Source organism: Amycolatopsis speibonae, assembly GCF_042647925.1.
GTDB classification, from domain to species: Bacteria; Actinomycetota; Actinomycetes; order Mycobacteriales; family Pseudonocardiaceae; genus Amycolatopsis; species Amycolatopsis speibonae.
In genome coordinates this window covers 1-24,947 of sequence record NZ_JBHRWK010000068.1, presented here as the reverse complement: position 1 = coordinate 24,947, position 24,947 = coordinate 1, and the positions used below count along the sequence as shown (strand labels likewise).

At 69.0% G+C, this 24,947-nt stretch carries 22 protein-coding genes and 2 tRNA genes; 14 read left to right on the top strand and 10 right to left on the bottom strand.

Annotation, left to right across the window (positions count from 1 at the left end; genetic code table 11):
* Nucleotides 1-3 precede the first annotated feature (3 nt).
* The 5 genes from ACFOSH_RS34125 to ACFOSH_RS34105 form a co-directional block, all read right to left on the bottom strand.
* The gene (locus tag ACFOSH_RS34125; RefSeq protein WP_378244063.1) at nt 4-2,823 is read right to left on the bottom strand and encodes a PQQ-dependent sugar dehydrogenase; all 2,820 of its coding nucleotides are present in this window, start codon (nt 2,821-2,823) and stop codon (nt 4-6) included.
* Between the two features lie 88 nt (nt 2,824-2,911).
* On the bottom strand, nt 2,912-5,731 hold the full coding sequence (locus ACFOSH_RS34120; RefSeq protein WP_378244061.1) for a PQQ-dependent sugar dehydrogenase: 2,820 nt from the start codon (nt 5,729-5,731) through the stop codon (nt 2,912-2,914).
* Nucleotides 5,732-5,870: 139 nt separating this feature from the next.
* Nucleotides 5,871-6,533 (bottom strand): L,D-transpeptidase, encoded by a 663-nt coding sequence (locus ACFOSH_RS34115; protein ID WP_378244059.1) that lies wholly within the window; start codon nt 6,531-6,533, stop codon nt 5,871-5,873.
* 94 nt (nt 6,534-6,627) lie between these two features.
* Entirely contained in the window at nt 6,628-7,512 is an 885-nt protein-coding gene (locus ACFOSH_RS34110) for a serine/threonine-protein kinase (protein ID WP_378244057.1), read from the bottom strand.
* A gap of 44 nt (nt 7,513-7,556) precedes the next feature.
* Entirely contained in the window at nt 7,557-9,218 is a 1,662-nt protein-coding gene (locus tag ACFOSH_RS34105; protein ID WP_378244055.1) for an N-6 DNA methylase, read from the bottom strand.
* Nucleotides 9,219-9,295: 77 nt separating this feature from the next.
* Here ACFOSH_RS34105 and ACFOSH_RS34100 point away from each other — a divergent pair, with 77 nt between their 5' ends.
* The 7 genes from ACFOSH_RS34100 to ACFOSH_RS34070 all read left to right on the top strand — a co-directional run bounded on the left by ACFOSH_RS34100 (nt 9,296) and on the right by ACFOSH_RS34070 (nt 14,839).
* Nucleotides 9,296-10,042, top strand: coding sequence for a PP2C family protein-serine/threonine phosphatase (locus ACFOSH_RS34100; protein ID WP_378244053.1), 747 nt, complete (start codon nt 9,296-9,298; stop codon nt 10,040-10,042).
* Nucleotides 10,043-10,114: 72 nt separating this feature from the next.
* A tRNA-Ser gene (locus tag ACFOSH_RS34095) sits at nt 10,115-10,199 on the top strand.
* 140 nt (nt 10,200-10,339) lie between these two features.
* Nucleotides 10,340-10,600, top strand: a complete 261-nt coding sequence (locus tag ACFOSH_RS34090; protein ID WP_037320341.1) for a hypothetical protein — start codon at nt 10,340-10,342, stop codon at nt 10,598-10,600.
* A gap of 2 nt (nt 10,601-10,602) precedes the next feature.
* Entirely contained in the window at nt 10,603-10,848 is a 246-nt protein-coding gene (locus ACFOSH_RS34085; protein WP_016337967.1) for a hypothetical protein, read from the top strand.
* Between the two features lie 15 nt (nt 10,849-10,863).
* Nucleotides 10,864-13,605, top strand: a complete 2,742-nt coding sequence (locus tag ACFOSH_RS34080; protein WP_378244051.1) for an FtsK/SpoIIIE domain-containing protein — start codon at nt 10,864-10,866, stop codon at nt 13,603-13,605.
* Entirely contained in the window at nt 13,598-13,969 is a 372-nt protein-coding gene (locus tag ACFOSH_RS34075) for a hypothetical protein (RefSeq protein ID WP_378244049.1), read from the top strand. The genes ACFOSH_RS34080 and ACFOSH_RS34075 overlap by 8 nt, the downstream gene beginning before the upstream one ends.
* A 51-nt stretch (nt 13,970-14,020) precedes the next feature.
* Nucleotides 14,021-14,839 (top strand): LLM class flavin-dependent oxidoreductase, encoded by an 819-nt coding sequence (locus ACFOSH_RS34070; protein WP_378244047.1) that lies wholly within the window; start codon nt 14,021-14,023, stop codon nt 14,837-14,839.
* A gap of 71 nt (nt 14,840-14,910) precedes the next feature.
* On the opposite strand, the gene ACFOSH_RS34065 is transcribed toward ACFOSH_RS34070, so the two are convergent.
* Nucleotides 14,911-17,397, bottom strand: a complete 2,487-nt coding sequence (locus ACFOSH_RS34065; protein ID WP_378244045.1) for an endonuclease/exonuclease/phosphatase family protein — start codon at nt 17,395-17,397, stop codon at nt 14,911-14,913.
* Nucleotides 17,398-17,570: 173 nt separating this feature from the next.
* On the opposite strand from ACFOSH_RS34065, the gene ACFOSH_RS34060 reads away from it, so the two are divergent.
* Together ACFOSH_RS34060 and ACFOSH_RS34055 are read left to right on the top strand one after the other, a co-directional pair.
* On the top strand, nt 17,571-18,899 hold the full coding sequence (locus ACFOSH_RS34060; protein ID WP_378244043.1) for a BNR-4 repeat-containing protein: 1,329 nt from the start codon (nt 17,571-17,573) through the stop codon (nt 18,897-18,899).
* A gap of 124 nt (nt 18,900-19,023) precedes the next feature.
* A complete protein-coding gene (locus ACFOSH_RS34055) occupies nt 19,024-19,194 on the top strand; it encodes a hypothetical protein (RefSeq protein WP_378244041.1) in 171 nt (56 codons plus the stop codon).
* Nucleotides 19,195-19,408: 214 nt separating this feature from the next.
* On the opposite strand, the gene ACFOSH_RS34050 is transcribed toward ACFOSH_RS34055, so the two are convergent.
* A complete protein-coding gene (locus tag ACFOSH_RS34050; RefSeq protein ID WP_378244039.1) occupies nt 19,409-19,540 on the bottom strand; it encodes a hypothetical protein in 132 nt (43 codons plus the stop codon).
* A gap of 125 nt (nt 19,541-19,665) precedes the next feature.
* On the opposite strand from ACFOSH_RS34050, the gene ACFOSH_RS34045 reads away from it, so the two are divergent.
* Nucleotides 19,666-20,217 carry a DUF305 domain-containing protein gene (locus tag ACFOSH_RS34045; RefSeq protein ID WP_378244037.1) on the top strand — a complete coding sequence of 184 codons (552 nt, stop codon included), beginning with the start codon at nt 19,666-19,668 and terminating at the stop codon, nt 20,215-20,217.
* A gap of 42 nt (nt 20,218-20,259) precedes the next feature.
* Nucleotides 20,260-20,347 (top strand) — tRNA-Ser (locus tag ACFOSH_RS34040).
* Between the two features lie 48 nt (nt 20,348-20,395).
* Here the strand turns inward: ACFOSH_RS34040 and ACFOSH_RS34035 are convergent.
* From ACFOSH_RS34035 to ACFOSH_RS34025, 3 genes are all read right to left on the bottom strand, one after another.
* Entirely contained in the window at nt 20,396-20,602 is a 207-nt protein-coding gene (locus tag ACFOSH_RS34035; RefSeq protein WP_034314526.1) for a CsbD family protein, read from the bottom strand.
* An 84-nt stretch (nt 20,603-20,686) separates the two neighbouring features.
* Nucleotides 20,687-21,139 carry a nucleoside deaminase gene (locus tag ACFOSH_RS34030; protein ID WP_378244177.1) on the bottom strand — a complete coding sequence of 151 codons (453 nt, stop codon included), beginning with the start codon at nt 21,137-21,139 and terminating at the stop codon, nt 20,687-20,689.
* A gap of 23 nt (nt 21,140-21,162) precedes the next feature.
* On the bottom strand, nt 21,163-21,645 hold the full coding sequence (locus ACFOSH_RS34025) for a tRNA adenosine deaminase-associated protein (protein WP_378244035.1): 483 nt from the start codon (nt 21,643-21,645) through the stop codon (nt 21,163-21,165).
* A gap of 76 nt (nt 21,646-21,721) precedes the next feature.
* Between ACFOSH_RS34025 and ACFOSH_RS34020 the strand changes: the two genes are divergently transcribed.
* From ACFOSH_RS34020 to ACFOSH_RS34010, 3 genes are all read left to right on the top strand, one after another.
* Nucleotides 21,722-22,951 carry a M20 metallopeptidase family protein gene (locus ACFOSH_RS34020; RefSeq protein ID WP_378244033.1) on the top strand — a complete coding sequence of 410 codons (1,230 nt, stop codon included), beginning with the start codon at nt 21,722-21,724 and terminating at the stop codon, nt 22,949-22,951.
* A 33-nt stretch (nt 22,952-22,984) separates the two neighbouring features.
* Entirely contained in the window at nt 22,985-23,455 is a 471-nt protein-coding gene (locus ACFOSH_RS34015) for a heme-degrading domain-containing protein (protein WP_378244030.1), read from the top strand.
* A gap of 156 nt (nt 23,456-23,611) precedes the next feature.
* On the top strand, nt 23,612-24,700 hold the full coding sequence (locus ACFOSH_RS34010; protein ID WP_378244028.1) for a chitinase: 1,089 nt from the start codon (nt 23,612-23,614) through the stop codon (nt 24,698-24,700).
* Nucleotides 24,701-24,947: the final 247 nt, after the last annotated feature.

Sequence of the window (24,947 nt, the reverse complement as noted above, 5' to 3'; positions counted from 1 at the left end):
CGCTTACCAGCGGCGGTCGGTCACCACGCGGGTCGAAGCGTTCCAGAACACGTACCCGCCCTGGAAGTTGTTCTGCCGCCCGCCGGAGACGGACATCTCGTCGGACGTCGGGTACCTCAGGTACGAGGCCTCCCAGCCGAGCGCCTCCCAGCGTTCCCGGATGGCGCCGTAGATCGCGTGCGCGTCGGTCTGCATCGTCCAGTAGACGGAGCCGGCCTTGGTGAAGTGGTTGAACCGGCCGATGCCGTCCGGAGTCCCCAGTTCATCGGTCGACGGGTAGCCGAGGGGGCCGGCTTCCCAGCCGAGCTCCTCCCACTTCGCGCGGATCCGGCCCCAGATCGCACGCGCGTCGGTCTGCACCGTGTAGTAGATCGACGCGTTCTTGCTGAAGTGGTTGTAGCGACCGGCCTTGTCCGGCGTGATGTGCTCGTCCGTGGTCGGGTAGCCGAGCTCACCGGCCTCCGCGCCCAGCGCCTTCCACTTCACCCGGATCCGGCCGAACACGGGATGCGCGCCCGTGTTCACCGTGTAGTAGATCGACGACTGCATCTTGCCGGGCCACAGCGGGAAGTCGTTGTAGCGGCCGGTCGTGTCCGGCGTGGTCATCTCGTCGGTCGCGGGCGGGCCGAACTCCTTGTGGCCGCCGAGGGCGAGGTACTTCTTGAGGATCTCGCCCTCGATCTGCTTGACGCCCGTTTCCTTCGACCAGTACAGCCGTCCGCGCTCGTAGGTGCGGAAGCGGACGGTGCCGTCGACGGCCTCGGGTGCCGTCGGCGCGCCGAGTCGTTGCGCCACCGCGGGTTCGTCGCGGTAGCGCTTGTCGATCGGGGTGATGTAGTTCGCCGTGATCGTCTGGTCGACGGTGCCCATGGTGATGTTCGTCAGCCGCCCGGTGGCCCCGTTGGACCAGCCGGTGAAGGTCGACGAACCGTCCGAAGCGACCTCGGCCGCCTGGATCTCCACCGTGGCGCCCTCGACGACCATCGCCGAGGAGGCCCCGCCTTCCGGCGTGATGCCGAGCGCCGCGGCGACGTTGCTGGTCAGCGTGAGCCGGTGCTCCTTCGGCTTCGCGACGTAGGTCTTCGAGACCGTGACACCGGCGCTGTCGGTCGCCGACGCGGTGAACTCCAGGTTGGAGTCCGTGTGGTCGGTGAACGGCATGGTGAACTCGGGACCGGCGGCGCCGCGGTCCGGATGCGCGTGGCAGACGGCGTTCTCCGGGCAGTGCCGGACCAGCGTGGTCCAGGTGACCGGCAGGTCGCCGTCCTCGGTGTCGGTGACGGCCGCGCCGACCTTGACCTCCTCGCCGACCGCGAACAGGCGGTCGCCGGGGTCGGTCATGGTCAGCTTCGGCGAGTGGTTCCCGGGCGCCACGGCGATGTCCGTGCTCCCGGCGGCCTGCAGGCCGTCCTTCACCGTCAGTTTGGCGGTGAACTTCTCGGTGCCGGCCGCGTAGGTGCGGCTGACCTTCGCCCCGGTGCCGGTGGTGCCGTCGCCGAAGTCCCACTCGTAGGTCAGCGGGTCGTTGTCGAAGTCATAGGAACCGCTGCCGTCGAAGGAGACCGTGCGGGTCTCGGGGTTCGTCTCGGAGGTGGCCACCGCGACGGGCGCCTTGTTCCCGGTGGTGTAGCTGAGCCGTCGCAGCTTGCCGCTGTAGATGTCGGCGTAGACGATGTCGCCGTTGGCCGCGGCCAGGAACTTGACCGGACCGCCGATGCCGGTGAACTTCGGCGGCGTCTCCTGCGGGCGGACGACCCGGCCCTGCGTGTCGTACTTGGCCGTCCACAGCTTTTCCGTGGCGTAGTCGCCGAAGAAGTACGCGCCCCGGTATTCCTCCGGATACGACTCTCCATTGTAGACAATGCCGGCGGTGACGCTGTTGCCGTTGTCGATGCCCGTGCCGTGCCGGACAGCCAGCATCGGCGGGGTGTTCACGGCCGAAGCGCACTGCGCCATCGTGGAGAAACCGTCGGCGGGCTGGTTGCCCTCGAAGCACGGCCAGCCGTGGTCCGCGCCCTTCTGGACGAAGTTGATCTCTTCCCAGGTGCCCCAGCCGACGTCGCCGACCACCGGGAGGCCGGTGCCGGCGTCGAGACTGAACCGGAACGGGCTGCGGAAGCCGCTCGCGAAAACCTTGGAGCGCAACGAGTTCGGGTTCGCCGCGGTGTAGTAGGGGTTGTCCGGCACGCCGGCGCCGTCCGCGGTGACGTGGAAGATCTTGCCGAAGATCTTGTCGAGGTCGCGCACGTTGAGCGCGAACGGGTCGGCCGCGCCCTGGAAGCGGGAGCTGTCGCCGGTCGAGACCCACACCGAGCCGTCGGGAGCGGCCACGACGCCGGTGATGCCGTGGATGTCGGTGTTGGCGGCGCCCTCGATGAGCACCTTTTCCGCGGTCAGCCCGGTCGGCTCGGCCGTACCGGAGACCGTCCATCGCGAGGCGCGCAGGGCGATGCCGCCCGCGACGTCGATCGCGCGTGCCGTGTAGACCGCGCGGGAGGTGGCGTAGTCGGGTGCGATCGCGATCCCGACCAGCCCGAGGTCACCGGTGCTGCGCACGGGCAGGGTGGCGATCTTCTGCGCCTGCCCGGTGGTGGACACCCAGGCGACGTTGCCCTGTTTGCCGGTGGTCAGCATCGAGCCGTCGGGCAGGTAGGCGAAGTCGGTCAGGTCGAGCGGAGCCTGCCCGCTCGGCTGATCACGCAGGACGAAGCCGGGCGGCAGGGTGGGCGCCGCGGACGCCACTGTGGACGTCAACGGCACCAGCAAGGTCACTATCAGCAGCGTCACGAGGGCGTGACAGAGCGCACGGAATCTCGAAGGCACGGAAGCCCCTTTCCCCAGTCGAACGTCTCATCGACGGGGTCAAGCTGGACATTTCACACTTTCGAGTGCCTTTATCGAACTGTGATCATCATCGTCGGTCGAGCAGCTGACCTGTGCTCCTGTTCCAGGTGATGTAGCCGCTTTGGAAGCTGTTCTGCCGTCCGATGGGGATGGTGAACTCGTCCGTCGTCGGGTAGCGCAGGTACGACCGCTCCCAGCCGAGCGCGGCCCAGCGCTGCCGGATCGCCCCGTAGATCGCGTGCGCGTCGGTGGCCATCGTCCAGTAGACCGAGCCCGCCTTCGTGAAGTGGTTGAACCGGCCGACGCCGTCCGGAGTGGAGGTCTCGTCCGTCGTGGGGTAGCCGAGCGGGCCCGTCTCCCAGCCGAGCGCCTCCCACCGGACGCGGATGCGGCCCCAGATCGCGTGCGCGTCGGTCTGCACCGTGTAGTAGATCGACGCGTTCTTGCCGAAGTGGTTGAACCGGCCGATCCCGTCGGGGGTCGGGAGTTCGTCCGTCGTCGGGTAGCCGAGCGGCCCGGCCTCCCAGCCCAGCGCCGCCCACTTGACCCGGATCCGCCCGTACACCGGATGCGCGCCGGTCGACGGCGTCCAGTAGGTCGAGGACTGCCGGGTGCCGGACCGGTCCGGGAAGTGGTTGAACCGGCCCGTCCCGTCCGGGGTGGCGGTCTCGTCGGTCGCGGGCGGGCCGAACTTCCGGTGCCCGCCGAGCGCGAGGTACTTCGCCAGGATCTGGCCCTCGATCTGCCTCACGCCGGTCTCGGCGCTCCAGTAGAGCCTGCCGCCGGTGTACGGCCGGTAGCGCACGGTCCCGTCGGCGACCTCCGGCCCGGTCGGCGCGCCGAGCCGTTGCCGCAGCGCGGGTTCCGACCGGTAGCGCTTGTCGATCGGGGTGAGATAGTTCGCGGCCAGTGCCACGTCGTGCGCCGGGACGGTGACGGTCACCGTGCGCGAGGTACGCCCGTCGGACCAGTTCGCGAACGTCGAAACGCCGTCCGCGGCGATCTCCTCCGCCACGACCTCGAACGTCGCGTCCTCGGTCACCATCGCGGTGTTGACCCCGCCTTCCGCCGGGATGCTCAGCGCCGCGGGGACGTTGGAGGTCAGCGTCAGCCGGTGTTCACGCGGCAGGGCGACGTAGGTCCTGCTCGCCGTCACCCCGGCGCTGTCGGTCACCGTCGCGGTGATCTCGACCCGGGAATCCTGATGGTCGGTGAAGAGCGTCGTGAGCACCGGGCCGCTTCCCGCCGGGCCGGGATGCGCGTGACAGGTCGCCTCTTCCAGGCAGTGCCGGATCAGCGTGGTCCAGCCGACCGGCAGCAAACCGTCCTCGGCGTCGGTCGCCACCGCGCCGACGACGACCGGTTCCCCGACCGCGAAGGTCCGCGCACCGGGATCCGTCAACGCCGGCTCCGGCGAATGGTTTCCCGGCACCACCACGACATCCGTGCCGTCGGAGGCGCCGAGCCGGTCGGTGACGGTGAGGCGCGCCGTCGCCCTCGCGACTCCGGTGCCGTAGGTGTGGGTCACCCGGGCACCGGTCTGACTCGTGCCGTCGCCGAAATCCCAGAGATAGGTCAAGGGATCGCCGTCGAAGTCGTAGGAACCGGAGCCGTCGAAGGTCACCGTCCTCGTCGACGGCTCGGTGCTCGACGTCGCCACCGCGACCGGTTCCGCGTCCGTCCCCGGATAGCTGAGCCGCCGCAGGTTCCCGCTGATGATGTCGGCGTACACGATGTCGCCGTTGGCCGCGGCCGCGAACCTGACCGGACCGCCGATCCCGGTGAACTTCGGCGGCCGTTGCGGCGCCTGGACGAGCCTGCCCTGACTGTCGTAGGTCATCGTCCAGATCTTCTGTGTGACGTAGTCGCCGAAGAAGAACGCGCCCCGGTATTCGTCCGGATAGGACGATCCACTGTAGACGATCCCGGCGGTGACGCTGTTCCCTTCGTCGGCGCCGGAACCGTGGTGGTAGGCGGTGATCGGCGGCGTGTTGACGACGCCCGCGCAACCGGCGAGGCCCGAGTACCCCGGCGTCGGGACGTTCCCTTCCCAGCAGGGCCAGGCGTGGTTCGCCCCCGGCCGCACGACGTCCACCTCTTCCCAGGTGTTCCAGCCGACGTCACCGACGACGGGCAGGCCGAGGCGCGGGTCGAGGGAGAACCGGAACGGGCTGCGGTAGCCGCTGGAGAAGACCTTGGAGCGGTTCGAATCCGGTGCCGCGGCGGAGAAGTACGGGTTGCCGGGGACGCCGGCGCCGTCGGGGGTGACGTGCAGGATCTTGCCGTAGAGCTGATCGAGATCGAGTGCGCGCAACGCGCCCGGATCCATCCTGGTGAAGTCGGCGGCGTCGCCGATGGAGATCCACAGCGTCCCGTCGGCCGCCGCGACGAGTCCCGTGATGCCGTGGACGTCGTGGAAACCGGGAAGGTCGACGAGCACTCGTTCGTTCGCGAGGCCGGTGGGGAGGTCCGCGCCGGTCACCGTCCAGCGGGCCACCCGCATGGTGAACGCGCCACCGCCGGTGTCGAACGACCGCGCGAGGTAGATCCGGCGTGACACGGCGAAATCCGGGGCGACGGCGAGGCCGACCAGGCCGAGGTCACCGTCGGCGTGGACGGGCAGCGTCGCGAGCGTCCGCGCCGGACCGGCGACGGGCACCCAGGCGACCTTGCCGCTCTTGCCGGTGCTGAGCACCGAACCGTCCGGCAGATAAGCGAAATCGGTCAGGTCGAAGGCGGCCTGGCCGCTCGGCTGGTCGCGGAGGACGAAGCCGGACGGAAGAGTGGGCGCCCCGGTCGCTTCCGGAGCGCCCACCCATCCCGGGAGAAGCAAGAGGGAAACCGACAGGGTGACAAGTGTGCGTCTGAGTACCCGGCTCCTGGTCATCGTCACTTCCCCGCTTCCGGCGTGTCCTGGGCACGTCGCCGGAAGCGGGGAAGTCATTGCCGCTTGAAGCTTTCATTTATCTCAAAGCAATCGAACCGCAATCATTCTCACGCTTCGCAGCCGAGCGGGTACCTGCAGGTCAGGCCACGACCTGAACCACGCTGCCGCTCTGCAGGGTCGTGAAGTACTTCTGCGAAGCCGCCGCGGACAGGTGGATGCAGCCGTGCGAGTACACCGAAAGGCTGCCGGTGTGGAACGCGATCCCCGGCAGGAAGAACACCGAGTTCGGCATCGGCGCGTCGAACTCCCTGGAGTGGTAGTTCTTGACCTTGTTCGAAACGTGGAAGACGCCGGTCGGCGTCGCGTGGCCCTTCTTGCCGGGCAGCTGCTTGACGGGGCCGTAGATGACCTTGCCGTCCTGCAGCAGCCACGTCTTCAGCGCGGAGAGGTCCACGCAGGCGCTGACGCCCGGCGAGGCCAGCGCGGCCTTGCACGGCACGTCGGCGGCGTTCGCGGCGGGCTTGACCTCGGGTTTCGGCGTGGGTTTGGGGGTCGGCTTGGGCTTCGACGGCGTCGGCTTGGGCTTCGAGCTGCTGCTCGGCGGCTGGGACGACGTGGTCGGCGCGGCGGACGACGTGGTCGGAACCGGCGCTGACGTAGACGGCGCCGAGGTGGCCCCTCCTGCCGGGTCGCCCTGCGCGACGGCGCCGCCACCGGGCGCGCCGCCGCCGGCGTTGCCGGAACACGCGGTCAGCACCAGCGCCGTGGCCAGTGCGGTCACCCCCACCAGGAACTTCTTCACAACCCTTACCCCCGATTGTCCGTGGTCCGTCTGACATGGGTAAAGACGGAGGTCACCGGCCCGGGGTTGTTGATCGGAAGGTCACGATCGCATCTCAGGGCACGCGGCCGACGACCCGCGCGTACATCCGGCCCGGATTGGCGCCTTCGTCCAGGTATCCGGGCAGCGGGGGCAGATCCCGCGCGAACACGGCCAGCCGCCCGAAAAGTTCGTCGGCGTCGCCGGGACGTCGTTCCGGATCCTTTTCCAGCAGGTCGGCGAGCAACTGGTTCAGTCCACCCGGGACACCGTCCACTTCGGCCGGGCTCTCCTTGACCTGCTTCTCGAACACCGCGTACGCCGTCGGGCCGGTGAACAACTGCCTGCCGGTCAGCATCTCGTGCAGGACGCAGCCCAGCGCGTACAGATCGCTGCGGGGCCCGGCGATCCCGCGCTGGATCTGCTCGGGCGCCATGTAGGCGGGGGTGCCCAGGATCTGCCCGGCGCGGGTGAACTGGGCGACGTCGGTCTCGCGCAGCATCGCGAGCCCGAAGTCGAGCACTTTCACGCTGCCGTCGGGGCACAGCATCAGGTTGGTGGGCTTGAGATCGCGGTGACAGATGGAAAGCGCGTGCGCGGCGGACAGCACGGCGCACGCCTGCGCCGCGATCGCGGCCGCCCACGGCACCGGCAGCGGACCGTGTTCGGCGGCGAGATCGGCGACGGTCACCCCCTCGATGAACTGCATGACCTGGTACAACCGCTCGTCGTAGGTGCCGAAGTCGTACAACGTCGGCGCGCCCGCGTGTTCCAGGGTGGCGAGGATCCGCGCCTCGCGGATGAAGCGCTGTTCGAGTTCGGCGTCCGGACCGCCGGGGAGCCCGAGGAACTTCACCGCGACTCGGCGGCCGAGATGCCGGTCGTGGCCCGCGTAGACCGCGCCCATCCCACCCCGGCCGAGCGGTAGCTCGTCGAGTTCGTAACGGTCCGCGATAAGCAACCTCGTCCCCCCCACCCTCAACGGGGAAGCTTCGCTTCCAGCATCTATCCAGTCTCCGGGATCAACTGTCCTTCAGTAAGCCCCGCCAAGCCTAGCCTCACCAGCTCCAGGCCCGATTCCGCCGCCTCGCGGAGGGCGTCTTCGAAGGCGGCGAGCCGGGTGAACGCCTCCCCGTGCGCACGCTGCGCTTCGATCGGCAGGCGCGGGATCCGGGTGCGCCTGAGGTCGATCCTGGTCGAGGAGGACGGTGCGAGCTGCCCGGCCGCGCGCAGGCAGCCGGCGAGGAACGCGGCGTCCATCCGCTCGGGATCGGTGCGGTACCTCGACATCGTCGGCTCGGCCGCGAACGACGCTCCACTGTGGACGTACGCGGGTACGGCGGGCGACGCGAGGACGTCCCCCGCTTCCACCGAATCCGGCACGGTGAGGACACCGGACTTCAGCAGCTCGCCGATCGTGGTGAACGAGGGCTTCTCGTCGGACACCGCCAGCGACGGCAGGTCGGGCCGGATCTCCTCGAAATGCCGCCGGACTTCGAGGAACGCCTCGCCCGCGTGTTCGCCCCGCGCCTGATACCGGGCGGGGGAAAGGTCGATCTCCTCGTCGAGCAGGTCGATGATCCGGACCGCGCCCGGCACCTCGGCGCCGCGCAGATGCTCCCGCCACTGTTCCTCCACAGTGGACGGATCGGCCAGCAGGAGCAGCCGGGACGGCGGCCGCTCCCCGGATTCCGGGCGCCGCAGCAGCCAGAGGTCCGCACCGCCGACGGTCACCACCGCGCGCAACGCCCCGGCCCGCAACAGGTTCCCGCGGATCCGCCGCCCGGTCCGGCGGCCGGCGGCGGCGGACGGCATGCGGATCGCGACCAGCCCGCCGGGTTTCACGTGCGCGAGACAGTGCTGCACCCACGCCAGTTCCGGTTCGCCGCGCGGAGGCTGGCCGTACACCCAGCGCGGGTCGCCGACGAGGTCGTCGTAACCCCATTCCCGTTCGTTGAACGGCGGATCGCAGACGACGGCGTCCGCCAGAAGTCCCTCGTAGGAGTCCATCGACAGGGCGTCCGCGCCGTACATCTCCATGTCCGCGCCCGCGAGCAGCAGCCGGTGCGCGGCGATGCACGAGGTCGCCGGATCGTCGACCTGGCCGAGCAGCCGGGTCCCGCCGGAGACGAGGAGCAGTGTCCCGAGCCCGCACGCGGGATCGAGGACGACGCCGGGTGCGGGGCCGATGAGCCGGGACATCAGCGCCGCCACCGGTTCCGCGGTGACGGACAGCCGCCGGGAGTGCGCCTCGACGTAGCGTTCGCACAGGAACTCGAAGGCCTCGCGCGCGCCTTGCTCGGCGGCGAAGCGGTCCAGCAGTTCGAGCAGCTCGGCGTCGTCGTAACGGGGCGAGAAGGTCCACTCCCGGACACCCCACCGCGAAAGGAAGGCGCCCACCCGGCCGACCCTGTCGGCCAGTGACAGGTCTTCGCCGAGGTTCCGCAGCCGTTGCCAGACCCGGTCCCCGAGCGATATTTCGAACGGTTTCCCGCGCTCACGCAGCCAGTTTTCGACGTCGACCAGGGAAAAGAGGGGGCTCGACGCCGTCCCGCCGACGGGCGGCGGAAAATCTCCGTAACGTCGACGCCAGTTGCTCACGGCCGCGCGGCCGACGGCGGCGATTCGCGCGATGTCCGCCGCGCCGACGGTGGCTTGCTCCTCCATCACGGCATCGTAACCGAAACCTGACCATTCCAACCCTATGTTTGTGAACTCAGTACACAACTGCTTTACTGGGGTCCATGAGGTACACCCTTCGGTACGCCGCCGGCTCGGACATCGGGCAGCGTCGCCAGGTCAACCAGGACTCGTACTACGTGAGCGCGAGGATGCTGGCGGTCGCCGACGGCATCGGCGGCCAGCCGCACGGCGAGGTGGCCAGCGCCGAGGCGGTGGGCGTCCTGTCCCGGCTCGACACGGACCTCCACGGTTTCGACCTCGCGGACGTCGACCTGTTCGAGGTGCTCTCCGGCGGCCTTCGCGCCATCGACGCCAGGCTGGCCGCGACGGCCGAGGAACGGCCTGAGACGGCGGGCATGGGCACCACCCTGACGTCCCTGCTGTTCGACGGCGCGCACTTCACCGCCGTCCACATCGGCGACTCGAAGGGCTACCTCCTGCGCGACGGCACGCTTCAGCGCTTCACCCGTGATCACACCCTCGCGCAGGCCCTCGCGGACGACGGGCGCATCGACCCGTCGGAGGTCGAAGGACACCCTCGCGGCTCACTGCTGATGAAGGCGCTCCTGAGCACCGGAAGCGGCGAAGCGGACATCTGGACCTTCGACGCGGCCCCCGGAGACCGTCTTCTCCTGTGCTCGGATGGGTTAACGGCAACGGTTGTCGAAACCGTTATCAAGGACGTCCTGGGCGCCTTCCAAGATCCCGAGGAGACCGTCCCGAGACTGATCGATCTGGCCAACGAGGGCGGCGGACCGGACAACATCACCTGCGTCGTCGCCGACGTGCTCGCCCCCTCGCCCGCATGAGCCCTACCAGCCGGAAGGCCAGGTCAGACCCGCCTTCGAAGTAGTGAAAGGGCATCCGGTAATGTTCTCCACGGAGGATTGGCCGAGCGGCCTAAGGCGCACGCTTGGAAAGCGTGTTGGGTTCACGCCCTCGCAGGTTCGAATCCTGTATCCTCCGCCGTCAGCAAGGCCCCGGACGTCTCGATGTCCGGGGCCTTGTTGATTACTTCGCAGGACCTTCACTTAACAGAGTCAGATGATCACGCTAAGTTTAAGCGTGGTCGTTCCAGCCCCCGACGTCCCAAGGAGTCCGCCAAAATGGCCGGAGTCGAAGAGATCCGCGCTGGTATCGCGCTCGCGAACGAGAAGGCATCCGCGGGTATTGCCGCACTTCAGCAGGCAGCGCAGTCTCTCGAAGAAGCCCAGCTTTCGCTTTCACAGGCCACCCAGGGCAGCACCCAGCACGAGGTGAGCCAGGCGCACGGGCTTCTCGCCGAAGCCCTGCAGGGCATCACCGGGATGCAGAGCACCATCCAGGCCGGCATCTCGTCGGCCGAGTCGTACTCGACCCGCCTGTAAGCATGTACCTCGAAGAACTGCACCAGCTGCTGACGGCCGTCCAAACCGGCCTCGCCGACGGCCGCGCCCATGCCGAGCGGGCCAGAAGCCTGCTCGAAGAGTCCCGGCGCGCCATCGTGGAACCGCAGGCCCAAGCCGTCCCTTGGGTGCCGCCGCAGCTGGCACAGGCAGACGAGGGAATGGAAAACCTCCTGACGCGCCTTTCCGCCGCTGACGACCTGGTCAGCGGTTACCAATCACGCCTCTGAGATCGGCGAGCCGGTATGGGCAGCAAAGCGAGTGAACAGCGCAATCGCGTCGCCACGGCGCTGGAGCGGGTCCGGCATCAGATCGGGCTCGTCCTCGGCGCCGCCGCCGGTGCCCGCCGGGAGGCCGAGGCGGAACTGGCCAAACTGGAACTCGAACAGCACATAGTCCGGGTGGGGATGAACAACTCCACCTCGGAGCAGTACACCGAATGGTCGCGGCATCCCGCCGCGAACGAGGTGTTCGGCCGGCTCGGCAGCATCCGCGGCCAGTTCTACGCGGAGTGGGAAGCGGGCCCGAACGGATTGCGCGAACTCGTCGCGGGCAACGCGCCGGGGCCCGCGAGCCAGCAGGCGGGCAACTGGCTCGGCCGGGTCGGCGGGAATCCCGGCATCACCGCGCCGGGGCTGTGGCGCGTCGGCTCGGCGACCGTGCCGGGCCAGGACGTCCCGCGCACGTTCGACGTCGCGGTGCCCCTGCTCGACGAGTCGCATCTGTCGATCAGGTCGGCGCCGAAGACCCGGGACGCGGTCGACGGCATCGTGCAGAACCTGCTGATGCGGATCCTGAGCACCTTCGAGCCCGGCGCCGTGCGCATCCACCTGTGGGACGTCGGGCAGCTGACCGCGATCCTGCCGGACCTCTACCCGCTGAGCCGCACCAGCGCGCTCACCCTGTACGACCCGGGGCGGCTCGAAGACCTCCTCGACGAACTGGCCGGGCACATCCGCCGCATCCACGCGACCGGGATGCAGGCGGGGCACACGTCGCTGCGGGAGATCCGGCGCGCGAGCGGCCAGCGCGTCGAACCGTTCCGCGTCGCGGTGCTCTACGGCAACGGGGAAACCCTCGAACCGGAACGCGCCCGCGAGCTGAAACGCGTCGCCACCGGGGCGCTCGCGGCCGGTATCTGCCTGATCCTGATCGACGTGCCGACCATGCTGTCGACGTCGGTCGAATCGCTGAGCCTGCACGACGACCGGCACGCGATCAGCAGCATGACCGGCCCCGACCTGCTCGTCGACCTCGATCCGCCGATGCCGTCCGGACAGGTCATCCGGGCCGCCGGGCGGATCGCCGAAGCGCTGATCGCCAAACAGGGCGGGCCGCGCGCGTTCGCCGACCTCCTGCCCACCGAGCTGGGCAAGGAGAGCTCGGCGCGGGAACTGCGGGCGCCGGTCGGGTTCTTCGAGGGCGAGGCGGTGGAGGTCGTCATCGGCGACGCCAGCCCGCACGTGCTCATCGGCGGGCCGAGCGGTTCGGGGAAGACGAACTTCCTGTACTCGCTGCTCGGCAGCTTCGCGGCGCGGTACTCGCCGGACGAGCTCGCGCTGTACCTGCTGGACTTCAAGGAAGGCGTGTCGTTCGCCGGGCTCGCGCCGGGACGGCGGGACGCCAGCTGGCTGCCGCACGCCAAGCTCATCGGGGTCAACGTCAACACCGACCGCGAGTTCGGCCTCGCCCTGCTGCGGTTCCTCGCCGAGGAGCTGCGCCGCCGGTCCGCCGCGGCGAAACTGCACGAGGTCACCAACCTCGCGGACCTGCGCGAACAGGACCCCGGCGGGCACTGGCCGCGGATCGTCGCGGTGATCGACGAATTCCAGTACCTGTTCGCCGGCCGCGACGGCGTGACGGCGACGGCGACCCAGCTGCTGGAGGACATCGCGCGGCGAGGCCGGTCACAGGGCATCCACCTGGTGCTGGCGAGCCAGGACGTCGCCGGGATCGAGGCGTTCTGGGGAAAGCCGGCGGTGTTCGAGCAGTGCACGCTGCGGATCGCGATGCCGAAGGCACGGCGCGTGCTGTCCGAAACCAACAACGCGGCGGTTTCGGCGCCGAAGTGGCACGCGGTGATCAACCACGATTCCGGGGTGGCGCACGGGAACCAGCTCGCCCACGTACCGGACGCGAGCAGCAGGGACGTCTTCAACAAGCTGCAGCACCGGCTCTGGGAGCGCTACTCGGAGTCGTTCAAGCGGCCCCGGCTGTTCGACGGCGCGCATTCCCCTGTGCTGGAACAGTTCCCGGCGTTCACCGACCTGAAGCCGACGAGCAGGCCGCGCGCGCTGCTCGGCCAGTCCATCGACGTCGGCGAGGCCGCCTGCGGGGTCGACCTGCCGAAGGCGCCGGGACGGAACATCGCCGTACTCGGCGCGGCCACCGCGGAGGCACTGTCCATCATGGACTCCGCCGCGCGGTCCCTCGCCAAGCAGTACGCGCACGATTCGGTGGAGTTCGTGCTCTCGTGCCCCATCGAAGCGTCCTTCCCCGCGGTGGCCGAGCTGGCCGAGCGCCTGAGCCAGGAGGGACACGCCGCGACACTGGTGGACGACTTGCCCGGCCGGGTAATCGATATCGCGGAGAAACTGTCCACTTCGGACAAAGCGAAAGTGCTGCTGCTGTACGGCGTCGACGCTTCGATTCCCGCGCTGGAAGCCAAGGCGCCAGGACAGCTCAAGAGCGGCCTGGACCAGCTTCGGGTGCTGCTGAAGCAGGGTCCGACGCACGGCGTCCACATCATCGGCTGGTGGCGCAGCATCGCGCGACTGAAGGACACCCTCGGTTTCGCGGGCACCGACGACATCGGCAGCTGGGCGGCGTTGGACGTCCAGGGCAACGAGCTGGCGCCGTTCGCCGCCGGACAGGTCGTGCACTGGTCGCCGCGACCGGGGCGGGCCCTGTTCTTCGACCGCACCACCCACGGCGCCCCCGAGGTGATCATCCCGTTCCAGCGTCCGGAAGGGCTTCTCGATGGATGACGGCATCACCGCGGCCATGCGGTACAAGGAGATCGTCGGCCTCGCCCGCGCCTCGGCGGAGAACCTCCGAAGCTGGGAAGTCGCCCGCGCGGACGAACTGGAAGCCCGGCTCGCCGAGGCACACCAGGCCGTCGCGGACGCCGCCGAACGCGAACAGCGCGCCGTCGACAGGGCCTCCCGGTGGTGGAAGATGGCTCAGCACAACGTCGAAGGCCTCTCGTGGCTACCGGAGGACGAAGAACCGGGACCGGTGTCGACAGCGCGGGCCGGGTACCTGGAGAAGTACCTGGAAGAGGTCAAGCCGAGCTATCAGGAACTCGTGCAGGCCGTCCTCGCCCTGGGATGGCGCGCGAAACGGTCCTAGTTCGCTTTGGGCGAAGGGCTTCCGGCGCCGGACGCGGGCACGATGGTGGGCATGACCACCAGACCCTTCCGCTTCGGCGTCGTCGCCGCGGTGGACCCGGAACTCGGGCCGTTCACCGATCTCGCGCGCCGGGCGGAATCCTTCGGCTACCACACCGTGCTGGTCCCGGATCCGATCGGCGGGCTGGACCCGCTCGCCGTGCTGCCCGCCGGTTTCGCGGCGACTTCGGAACTGCGCTTCGGCACGTTCGTGCTGGCCGACGCTTTCCGCGACCGGTACCAGCTGGACTGGCAGGCCCGCAGCCTGCACACCCTGTCCGGCGGCCGGTTCGAACTCGGCCTCGGCACCGGGCGGCCGGGCGCGGAAATCGTCGCCGCCGGGCTGAAACGCCCGTTCGGCACCGGCTCACAGCGTCTCGCCGAACTCGCCGCGACGGTGGACCTGCTGGCAGGCGCCCGAGATCGGCCGCCCCTGCTGATCAGCGGCGCGGGCCCGAAGGTGCTGGATCTCGCGGCCCGGAAGGCCGACATCATCTCGCTGGCCCTGCCGCCGCTGAGCGACACCGCCGTCGCTCAGTCCATTGTGGACCTCGTACGCGGCTCGGCGGGAGAACGCTTCGGCGACATCGAACTGGGGCTGAACCTGCTGGCGATCGATGCCGAGCCGACACCGTGGATGCGCCAGGCGCTCGGCGTCGACGCCCCCGACCTCGCCGCCGCCGGCGCGATCACCGTACTGCCCGGTGATCCTGCCGAAGCAGCCGACGTGCTGCGTTCCCGTCGGGAGAAGCTGGGCATCTCGTACGTGAAGATCAACGCCGCGGCCCTCGACGCCTTCGCTCCGGTGGTGGCCGAACTCCGGGGCACCTGACCTCCCCCCGCGTGCCATGAAAGGTCCTTTCCTTGCAAATTTTGCAAGGAAAGGACCTTTCATGGCGTGGGTTACGGCTTCGGCAGGTAAGGGCCGAGCACCTTCTCCAGGTAGTCCGCCAGGTCGTAGAACGCGTCCTGGACGGGATTGCCCGCGCTCGGCCGGAACCGCAGCACCTGCGGGTCGTGGTCGCTCGCCTGCTTCGCGAACTCGGCGTTCAGGTGGACGACGTCGTAGTCGGCCCCGCGCGGCGCCTTCGACGCCAGGATGTGGTCCAGCACCTGCGACTGGCCCTCGAAAACGTAGCTGTACCGCTCGCTCTCGGGCAGCGACGCGATGAGGTCCTTCAGCGTGCCACCGGCGGTCAGCGTCTTCACGGCGGGCGAGAACGGGTAGTCGTTCAGGTCGCCGGCCACGACGATGTTCGCGTTCTTGTCCGACGCGAGCACCTTGTCGACGAAGCCACGGAGCAGGGTCGCCTGCTTGGCCCGCTGCACCTCGGAACTCCGGACCGGCGGCTGGTTGCGGCCGTGGGTCGGCTGGTCGCCGCCCTTGGAGTTGAAGTGGTTCGCGATGACGAACACGGTGCGGCCCTGGAAGACGAACTCGCCGACGAGCGGCTTGCGGCTGGCCTCCCAGGCCTCGTTCAGCGGGTCGACCCGGCCGGGAGAGACGGTCAGGTGGGTCTTGCCGCGTTCCTTGACCACGCCGACCGGGGTGGTCGCGTCGCCGCCCTTGCGGTCCACAAAGGACACCCGGGCCGGGTTGAACAGGAAGCCGACGCGGATGTTGCCGCCCGGCTGGCCGCCGTCCTTGCCGTTCTCCGGGTCGATCTGCCGCCATTCGTAGCGCGGGCCGCCGGCGGCGACGATCGCGTCGACGAACTTCTGCAACGTCTGGTCCGCCACGACGGTGCCGTCGTTCGCAGGCCCGTTGTTGTCCTGGATCTCTTCCAGGTTCAGGATGTCCGGCTTCGCCAGGTTGGTGGCGATGGCCTTCGCCAGCTCGCCGAACTTCTCCGCACTGTCCAAAGCGGACAGATTCTCGACGTTGTAGGTGGCCACCGAAAGCTCACCGCCGCGCTGCGCGCGAGTGCTCTCGCGCTGCAGCCCGTTGTCCTTGGCGGCACCCAGCTTCGTCGCGAACAGCGTGTAGCCGCCGAAGTTGCTGTACTCGACCGGGCCGGAGGTCTCACCGGTGAGCGCGTCGCCGGTGTTGACCTTCGGGAACGGCTGCTCGGCGAACGGGATCAGCGACGCGACCTTGAGCACGCCGGTGTTGAGCCGGTCGTAGTCCAGGTACACCGATCCGCCGCGAACACTCGGGTTCTGCTTCGGCTTGGTGGTCACGTAAAGCTCGTTGAACGACGACGTCGGACCGACGACGCGCGCGTCGGAGACGCTGACGATCTCGCTTTCGTGCGACTCCCAGAAGTCCAGCGAGTACTTCGCCGGTTCCAGCGGCAGCGGCTCGATGCTGCCGCCCGGCGCGGGGGCGACGGTGTCCGGGACCGAGTCCGGCGTCACGACAGTCGCGGCAGGAAGGGCGTTCCCGCCCGAATCGACCGTCCACTGTGCACTCGTCAGCTCGGTGAGCGACTGGTACGGCGAGGTCGCCGGGGCGTCCGGGTAGAACTCGCGGATGGTGCCGGTGGCGGTCACCGCGTCACCGACGGCCACGGCGGGCGTGGTCGAGCCGGTGAAGACGAACAGGCCCTCGCTGGTGCGCGGGTCCGCGTCGGGAGCGCTGTCGGTGATCCAGAACCCGCGGGCCGAGCCGAAGCTCCGGATCGCGGTCACGACGCCGGTGACCCCGGCGACCTTCCGGTCCTTGAACGGCGAGATCCGGGTGGCGCCCTGGATGTCGTGGATCTTGGCGTCCACCGGCGGCGGGCCGGTCTCGCCCGGCGTCTCACCCTTGCTGTTCGTCGGGGTGGGTGCGCCGGAGGTGAAGTCGGCCGCGTTGTCGTCGGTGTCCGCGAGCGTCGTCCCCCTGGCGACGGACGCGGTGTTCGACGGCGCGGGCGCCGCGGTCCCCTCGCGGATGACGGCGGCCGGGCCGAACCCGACCAGGTCCTTGATCCGGGAGTCGGCGGCGCAGTCGGCGGCGGTCTTGCAGGTCAGCGCCGTGGTGCCCTGGACGAGCGCGACGGTGCCGGCGGTCGCGGACAGGGCCAGCGAGCCGGTGGCGTCCGGCGTCGGGAGCGCGACGGTGCCGCCCGAGCCCTTCGCCTGCGCGATGAGGTACCGCGCGCCCGGCGCGACGCCGCCGGTCAGCGGCGTGACCTGCCAGCTGTTCCCCGACGCGGGCGCGTACTGGACGCTGAAGCCGTCGAGGCTCACGGCGGCCGTGCCGCGGTTGGCGAGTTCGACGAAGTCGGTGGTCAGCGTGGCGCCCGAGTTGCCGCCACCGCCGTAGACCTCGGCGATCACGGCGTCGGCGCTGGGCGCGGCGAGCGCGGCCGGAGCGGCTGTGATGGCCGTACCGCTCACGACCAGCCCGGAGGCGACGGCCACGGTCAGGGCCCTTCTCCGGGCAGCACGTCGGGATGTGGTCACGCTGAGTCCCCTCTTCGCAAGATCGGTCGAGGAATACTCCCCCGAACAAGTGAAATGAGGAAGACGACAAGACAACGATTCGTCACCGCTAGCCCGTTCGGCCCCTGGTTCCGCCGTGTTCTCGCGTGAGAGGATCAAGATCCGCCGCCTGCGAAGCACCAGGAGGCGTCTTCATGCGCGGACTTCTTTGCGCGCTCGTCATGGCAGGTCTCGTGATCCCGGTTCCCCAGGCGGCCGCCAAGCCGCCGGAAAAGACCGCTTTCGAGCTGATGACCCCGGCGAGCTCGGTCGCGTCCCGCACCGACCGGCGGCCGAACGCGGGCGGGATCTTCGACCCGGTCGCGCGCAAGACCTTCATCTCGTGGTCCGGCAAGGCCGCGGACACCTACGTCCAGGCCTACGACCACCGGACAGGCGCCTGGACAGCGCCGAAGAAGATCGCCGACGGCGAGTCCGATCCGCACAACTACCCGACGATGCTGCTGGCGGGCGACGGCCACCTGCTGATCTTCCGCGGCATGCACAACACGCGGACCGTGATCAGCCGCGCGCCGCGGGCCCATTCCCTCGACGGCACCTGGACCGACACCGAGGTCCCCGCGGGTGACTCGGCGAGCTACCCGATGCCGGTCAAGACCGCCGACGGCACGCTGTTCATGTTCTACCGCGAGACCACCAACGAGCTCGATCCCGGCGCCGCCACCGACTTCCGCCCGATGAAGTACATCGTTTCCCGCGACGACGGGAAGACGTGGAAGAACTCCGTGCAGCTGACCGGGAAGCAGTGGGCGTTCGGCTCGCTGGGCCGGGCCGACCACATGGACGAGGTCTACGTCGGGCAGCTGCGGTACCTGCCGTCGTCCGGGCGGATCCAGTTCGTCTACACGCTCGCGGGCGGCGGGCCGGAGCAGCACAAGCACGACGTCTACCACCGGAACGTCTACTACCTGTCGTTCGACGTCCACACCCTGCGCTTCCACTCGGCGGCGGGCCGCGACCTCGGCACGCAGGTCGACGACGCCGAGCAGGAGCGGTACCTCAAAGTCGTCGAAACCCCGCTGGAGCTGCCGGGCGGACTGAAGTCGCCGGACTACATCCTGCAGGTCGGCACCCAGCGCGAAGGCAAACCGTTCGTCACCTGGTTCCAGTTCGACGCGACGGGCTCGCCGCGCGATTTCGCGGGCGCGTGGAACGGCCGGAACTGGGAAGTGCGCGAGGTCGCGAACGGACTCCGATTGCGCGAGATCGAACCGCTCTCTGGCGGCACTTGGCGCGTTTACGGAACCCGCGACGGACAGCCGGGCATCGAGACTTTCCTGCTCGAGAACGGACGCGAGTGGAAGCCGGAAACCGTGATCACCACACCGAAACCGGTCCAGCGCGTCGAGGTGATCGCCGGTTTCCGGGACCCCGCCCGCATTCTGGCGACCGGCGCGTCCAGCGCGCGTGACGTCTCCGTGGCCGACGGTGACATCTATGTAGCGGGCGCACCGCACAAATAGCCCATTGGTGTTCCCCTGCCTTAAATGAACCTCAAGTCCGGGTTCAACCCGGCATTTCCGGAGTTACCTTGGCGACGTGAGCGAGGACACAAATCCTCCCTCACGTCGCCGGAGGAGGTGTCCGATGGGCTGGCTCATCGCTGGTACGGCACTGGTTCTGCTGCTGGGTATCGCCTTGGCCGTCGACCTGCGCGACCGCGGACGCGACAGGCGCCCGGTGGCGCACTTCGGCGGCGCGCGGCTCGACGCCGTGCTGCGGGAAGCCGATCTGCGCGAACGGCACATGACTTTCTGACGCTCGCCGGGGAGGGCGAGCGGGGGGAACTGGGGGCGCACCGCCGGTGCACGGGACCCGTCGGGGGAGACGGAGCCCGTACACCGGCGGTGCGTCATTTCACGCACCGCCGCACTCGCGTGATCGAAGCCGGAACTCACGTGATCAGACGCCGCACTCGCGAGATCCGTCTCTGATCACGCGAGTCACGCCTAACCTCCCCACGGCTGAAGCGTCAGTGTTCGAGTTCCTGCCGCGCCTTGTACTTCCCGATGAGCGACTTAGCCCCGGCGACCGCCGCCTTCCCCGCGCCCTTGGCGCTGGCGGCCAGGAAAGTCGTCCAGTCGAGGTAGTCGCGCCACAGCACGATCCGGCCGTCGCGGGCTTTCGGATCCGTCAGCCGACCAAGGCTAATCCGGTTTTGAACCGGCGGAAGGTCACAGCCGTATCACAGAGCGGAGGGGCCGGTTTCCCCTGACTACGGAGGTATCGATGCGACGGCGACTGCCGATGGCACTGTTCGGGCTGGTCGTCTGGGTGCTCGCGGGCTGTTCGACGGCCACGGGCGCGGCGCCGGCGGCGAGTACTCCCGGCGCCAACCAGGCCGACATCACGTTCTCCCAGCAGATGGTCCCGCACCATCAGCAGTCGATCCAGGTCGCGAACCTGGCCTCGGAACGGTCGGCTTCCGAGTATGTGAAGGCCACCGCGGCCAAGATCGCCAAGGCCGAGTCGGCCGAGGTCCAGACGATGACCGGCTGGCTGCAGGCGTGGAACGCCGCCGTGCTCCCCGCGGCGGGTCACGCGGGGCACGCGATGCCGGGGATGATCACCGAGGGGCAGGTCGCCTCGCTGCAGAACATGACCGGCGCCGAGTTCGACAAGACGTGGCTCCCGCTCATGGCGGAGCACCTGCGCAACGGCGTCACGATGGCCAAAACCGTGCTGTCGTCGGGCGAGCACGCCGAGACCAAGAGGCTCGCGCAGGAGATCGTCGAGAACCAGACGGCGGCGATCGACGAGATCACCGCGCAGCTTTCTTGACCCCCTGAAGGCCCTCCAACGCCCTCCGGTATTGTTCTCGGCGGTGGCGTGTCCGAGCGGCCGAAGGAGCACGACTCGAAATCGTGTGACGGCTAATAACCGTCCGTGGGTTCAAATCCCACCGCCACCGCGGCGAAGAGCCCGGTCTCAACGGAGACCGGGCTCTTCCGCGTGAGGCCTACTTGTTGAACTTGTCCTTGAGGTCCTGCACGCCGCCTTCCGCGCGGTCGCGCAGGTCGTGCCCGGTCTCCTTGACCTGGCCTTCGGTCTGGTCGGCCCGGCCGGAGTTCGCGAGGTCCTGGTTGTCGGTCTTCTCGCCGAGCTTCTCCTTGGCGGCGCCGATGGCCTGCTCGGCTTTGTCCTTCGCCTTGTCGAAAACGCTCATGGCGGGTGTTCCTCCTTCGACTGCGGCCACCGTTTGCGGCCGCTTACCGCAGGGATACCCGTCCTACCGGGACCGACACATCTGTCACCCGGTGCGGTTACCCCGTCTTCGGTGGAAGAAGTCTTCGAGCAGGGCCGCGCATTCGGGCTCCAGCACGCCGCCGACGACCTCCGCGCGGTGGCTGAGCCGCCGGTCGCGGACGACGTCCCACAGCGAGCCCACAGCCCCGGTCTTGGGCTCCCAGGCGCCGAAGACGACCTTCGCGACCCGCGCCATCACGAGGGCGCCCGCGCACATCGTGCACGGCTCCAGGGTCACCGCGAGCGTGCAGCCTTCGAGCCGCCAGCCGTCGCCGTAGATCTCGGACGCGGCCCGCAGCGCGAGGATCTCCGCGTGTGCCGTCGGGTCGCCGAGTTCTTCGCGGGCGTTGCGCGCGGAGGCGAGCGGGGTCCCGTCCGGGGACAGGACGACGGCGCCGATCGGCACGTCCTCACCCGTACCTCGCGCCGCTTCGATCGCCGCCTGGACGGCGGCGATGTCGGCGGCGGAGGCGGTGGGGCTCAGATCTCGTCCAGGATCTTGGTGAACTCGGCGGCGAATCCACACCGCTGCGCGACCATCTGGAGTTGTTCGTCCGGATAGAGGTCCACCTCGCCGACGATCACCTGGAGTTCCGCCCCCGGCAGTCCGAGATCGGCCAGGATCTCCAGATCGCCTTCCGGCCAGACCGCGTCGTCGTCCTCGTCCGGCGGGTCGACTCTCAGCACGTCGAGGACGTCGGCGGCGATGTCGTAGTCGAGCGCCGCGGCGGCGTCGGACAGCAGCAGCGAGGGCCCTCTGGGACTCGGCCGGACGATCACGAAGAACTCGTCGTCGACCGCCAGCAGCCCGAAGGCGGCACCTGTCGACCGCAGTTTTCCGAGCTCGGTGATCGCAGCGTCGAGCTCGGCGAGTGCCCCCGGATCAAGAGAGCTGCACCGCCACCGACCGTCCTCCCGCACCACGGCCACCGCGAACCCCGTGATCGGCTCTTGCACCGCCATGCGCACACCGTATTCCGCCCGCATTCGGAACGCACGCACGGTGCGCCTGAAGCGCCGCATGCGCCACTATCGAGACATGACCGGACCGACCGACCTGCCCACGCTCCCCGATGCCCGCTTCGCCGGTTTGCTGGACGAAGCCCGCGCGCTTCAAACGAAAACCGTAGAGCTCCGCCGAGAGATCCACCGGAATCCGGAGATCGGCCTCCACCTGCCGAAGACCCAGGCCTCGATCAAAGCGGCCCTCGAGGGCCTGCCCCTGGAGATCACCGAGGGCAAATCGACCACCTCGCTGACCGCGATCCTGAGGGGTGGGAAGCCCGGCCCGGCGATCCTGCTCCGCGGCGACATGGACGCGTTGCCGCTGCACGAGGACACCGGCCTCGACTTCGCCTCCGAAGACGACGGCGCCATGCACGCCTGCGGGCACGACACCCACGTCGCCATGCTGGCGTCGGCCGCGCGGCTGCTCAGCGAGCACGTCGACGAGCTCGCCGGGTCGGTGGTGTTCATGTTCCAGCCCGGCGAGGAAGGCGAGCACGGCGCGCGCCACATGATCCACGAAGGCGTGCTCGACGCCTCGGGCGCGCGTGTCGAAAAGGCGTTCGGCCTGCACATCTTCACCCAGGTCGCGGCCGGGATCGTGCAGACGCGGCCCGGTCCGATCATGGCGTCGGCCAACAGCTTCCACGTCACCGTCACCGGCCGGGGCGGGCACGGCTCGGCGCCGCACCAGGCGATCGACCCGGTGCCGGCGGCGGCCGCGATGGTGAGCGCGCTGCAGACCATGGTGACCCGCAAGGTCAGCGTGTTCGAGCCCGCGGTGGTCTCCGTCACCCGCATCGAGACCGGGACCACGACGAACATCATCCCGGAGACGGCGTTCCTGGAGGGCACGATCCGCACGCTGTCCGAACGGACGCAGGCCTTCGTGCGCGAGGAGCTGCCGAGGGTGTGCGAGGCCGTCGGCGCGGCGCACGGCGTCCGCGTGAGCGCCGAGGTCCTCCCCGGCTACCCGGTCACGGTGAACGATCCGAAGGTCGCGGGGCGGGTGCTGGAACTGGCGGCGGAGGTCCTCGGGGCGGACAACTCCGAGTTCATGGAGAACCCGGTGATGGGCGCGGAGGACTTCTCCTATGTCCTGCAACGCGTTCCGGGCGCCTTCGCCTTCCTCGGCGCCTGCCCGCCCGACGCCGACCTGGCCACGGTCGAGGCGAACCACTCGAACCGTGTGGTCTTCGAGGAAGACGCCATGGCCAACGGCGTCGCGATGTACGCCGCCTTCGCCCTGGACGCGCTTCGGTAGCCATTACACAACAGTGTTGATTTAATGGGTGCCATGAGCGATGACACCCTGGCCGTCCTGGCCGCACAGGAGGAGCGCCTGGTCTTCCGCCGGTTCGACAACGAGACCGCGCTGGAGCTGGGCGCCCACCTGCTCGCGGCGGCACGGAGCCGCGCCCTTCCGGTGACGGTCTCCGTGCGCCGCGGCGGCCAGCGGCTGTTCCACGCGTCGTTGCCGGGCACTTCGTCCGACAACGACGCGTGGATCGACCGCAAGAGCCGCGTCGTCGACCGCTACGGGCACAGCTCGTTCCTCGTCGGCGAACGGTTCCGCGCGAAGGGCACGACGTTCGAGGCCGACTCCCGTCTCGATCCGGACCTCTACGCCGCGCACGGCGGCGTGTTCCCGGTGATCGTCGACGGGGTCGGCCCGGTCGGCACCGTCGGCGTCTCGGGACTGCCCCAGGCCGACGATCACGCGTTCGTCGTCGAGCAGCTGGAAACCTTCCTCGCCACACTGTCCTAAGTAGACAATCCACGGAGTTGTCCACAGGTTGTTCACGTGTGGACAACTCCCTCCGTCGGCGACAAAACCGGACGAGTTCCGGTTATTTCTTGACAAACTCCCTAGTGGTCTAGTCCAATCCCTGACGTGACGTGAACCACACCCGAGGGAGTCCCCATGCGCCGGAAAACCGCCGTCGGCATCGTTTTCCTCTTACTGGGCCTGCTGATGCCCGCCACGGCCCAGGCCGCGATCCCGGCCCACGCCCTGGTCGGCTACCTGCACGCGAGCTTCGCCAACGGTTCCGGCTACACGCGGATCGCCGACGTCCCCGAAGACTGGGACATCATCGACCTCGCCTTCGCCGAGCCGACGTCGGTGACCTCGGGCGAACTCCGGTTCGGCCTCTGCCCGGTGGCGGAATGCCCGAACGTCGAATCCGAGGCGGAGTTCATCGCCGGGATCAAGGCGCAGCGGGCGAAGGGCAAGAAGGTGGTCGTCTCGGTCGGCGGCCAGAACGGCCAGGTCCAGCTGACCACCTCCGCCGCGCGGGACGCGTTCGTCAGCTCGGCGAGCGCGATCATCGACAAGTACGGCCTGGACGGGATCGACATCGACTTCGAGGGCCACTCGCTGTCCCTGGACGCGGGCGACTCCGACTTCAAGAACCCGAAGACTCCCGTGGTGGTCAACCTGATCTCCGCACTGAAGACGTTGAAAGCCAGGTACGGCAACGACTTCGTGCTGACGATGGCGCCGGAGACGTTCTTCGTCCAGCTCGGGCACCAGTTCTACGGCCCCGGTCCGAACGGGAGCGCCGATCCGCGATCGGGGGCTTACCTGCCGGTGATCCACGCGCTGCGGGACTCGCTGACCGTGCTGCACGTCCAGGACTACAACTCCGGCCCGATCATGGGGCTCGACGGCCAGTACCACACCATGGGGACCGCGGACTTCCACACGGCGATGACCGACATGGTGCTCGCCGGCTTCCCCGTCGCGGGCGACGCCGCGAACGTCTTCCCCGCGCTGAAGCCGGAGCAGGTCGCGATCGGCCTGCCGGCGGCGCCGTCGGCGGGCAACGGGCACACGACACCGGCGGACGTGCGCGCGTCGCTGGACTGCCTGATGAAGGGAAGCGGCTGTGGCGCCTACAAGCCGCACGGCACCTTCCCGGCGCTGCGCGGGCTGATGACGTGGTCGATCAACTGGGACAAGTTCACCGGGTGGGAGTTTTCGAAGAACTTCGGCTCGTACTTCGGCTGAGTCCGGAAACCGACGGGGGGCGCGGCTCGTGAGTGGTGAGGACGGTTATCGAGGGGTAGGGCAACGGTGTCGGGTCGACGTGTCCGACGAGGGCGCGAGGTGTCACTCAGGGTGAGGGGTGTGTGGATTTCCGGTCATCCAACACGATGCTGTTGGTTTATTCGGGGTGGTGGCGTCTACGCTGGTCAGGGTCTTGTGATGATCGCGGATCTGTGGAGTGTGGCTGCTGATGTCGTTGAAGCCGGTG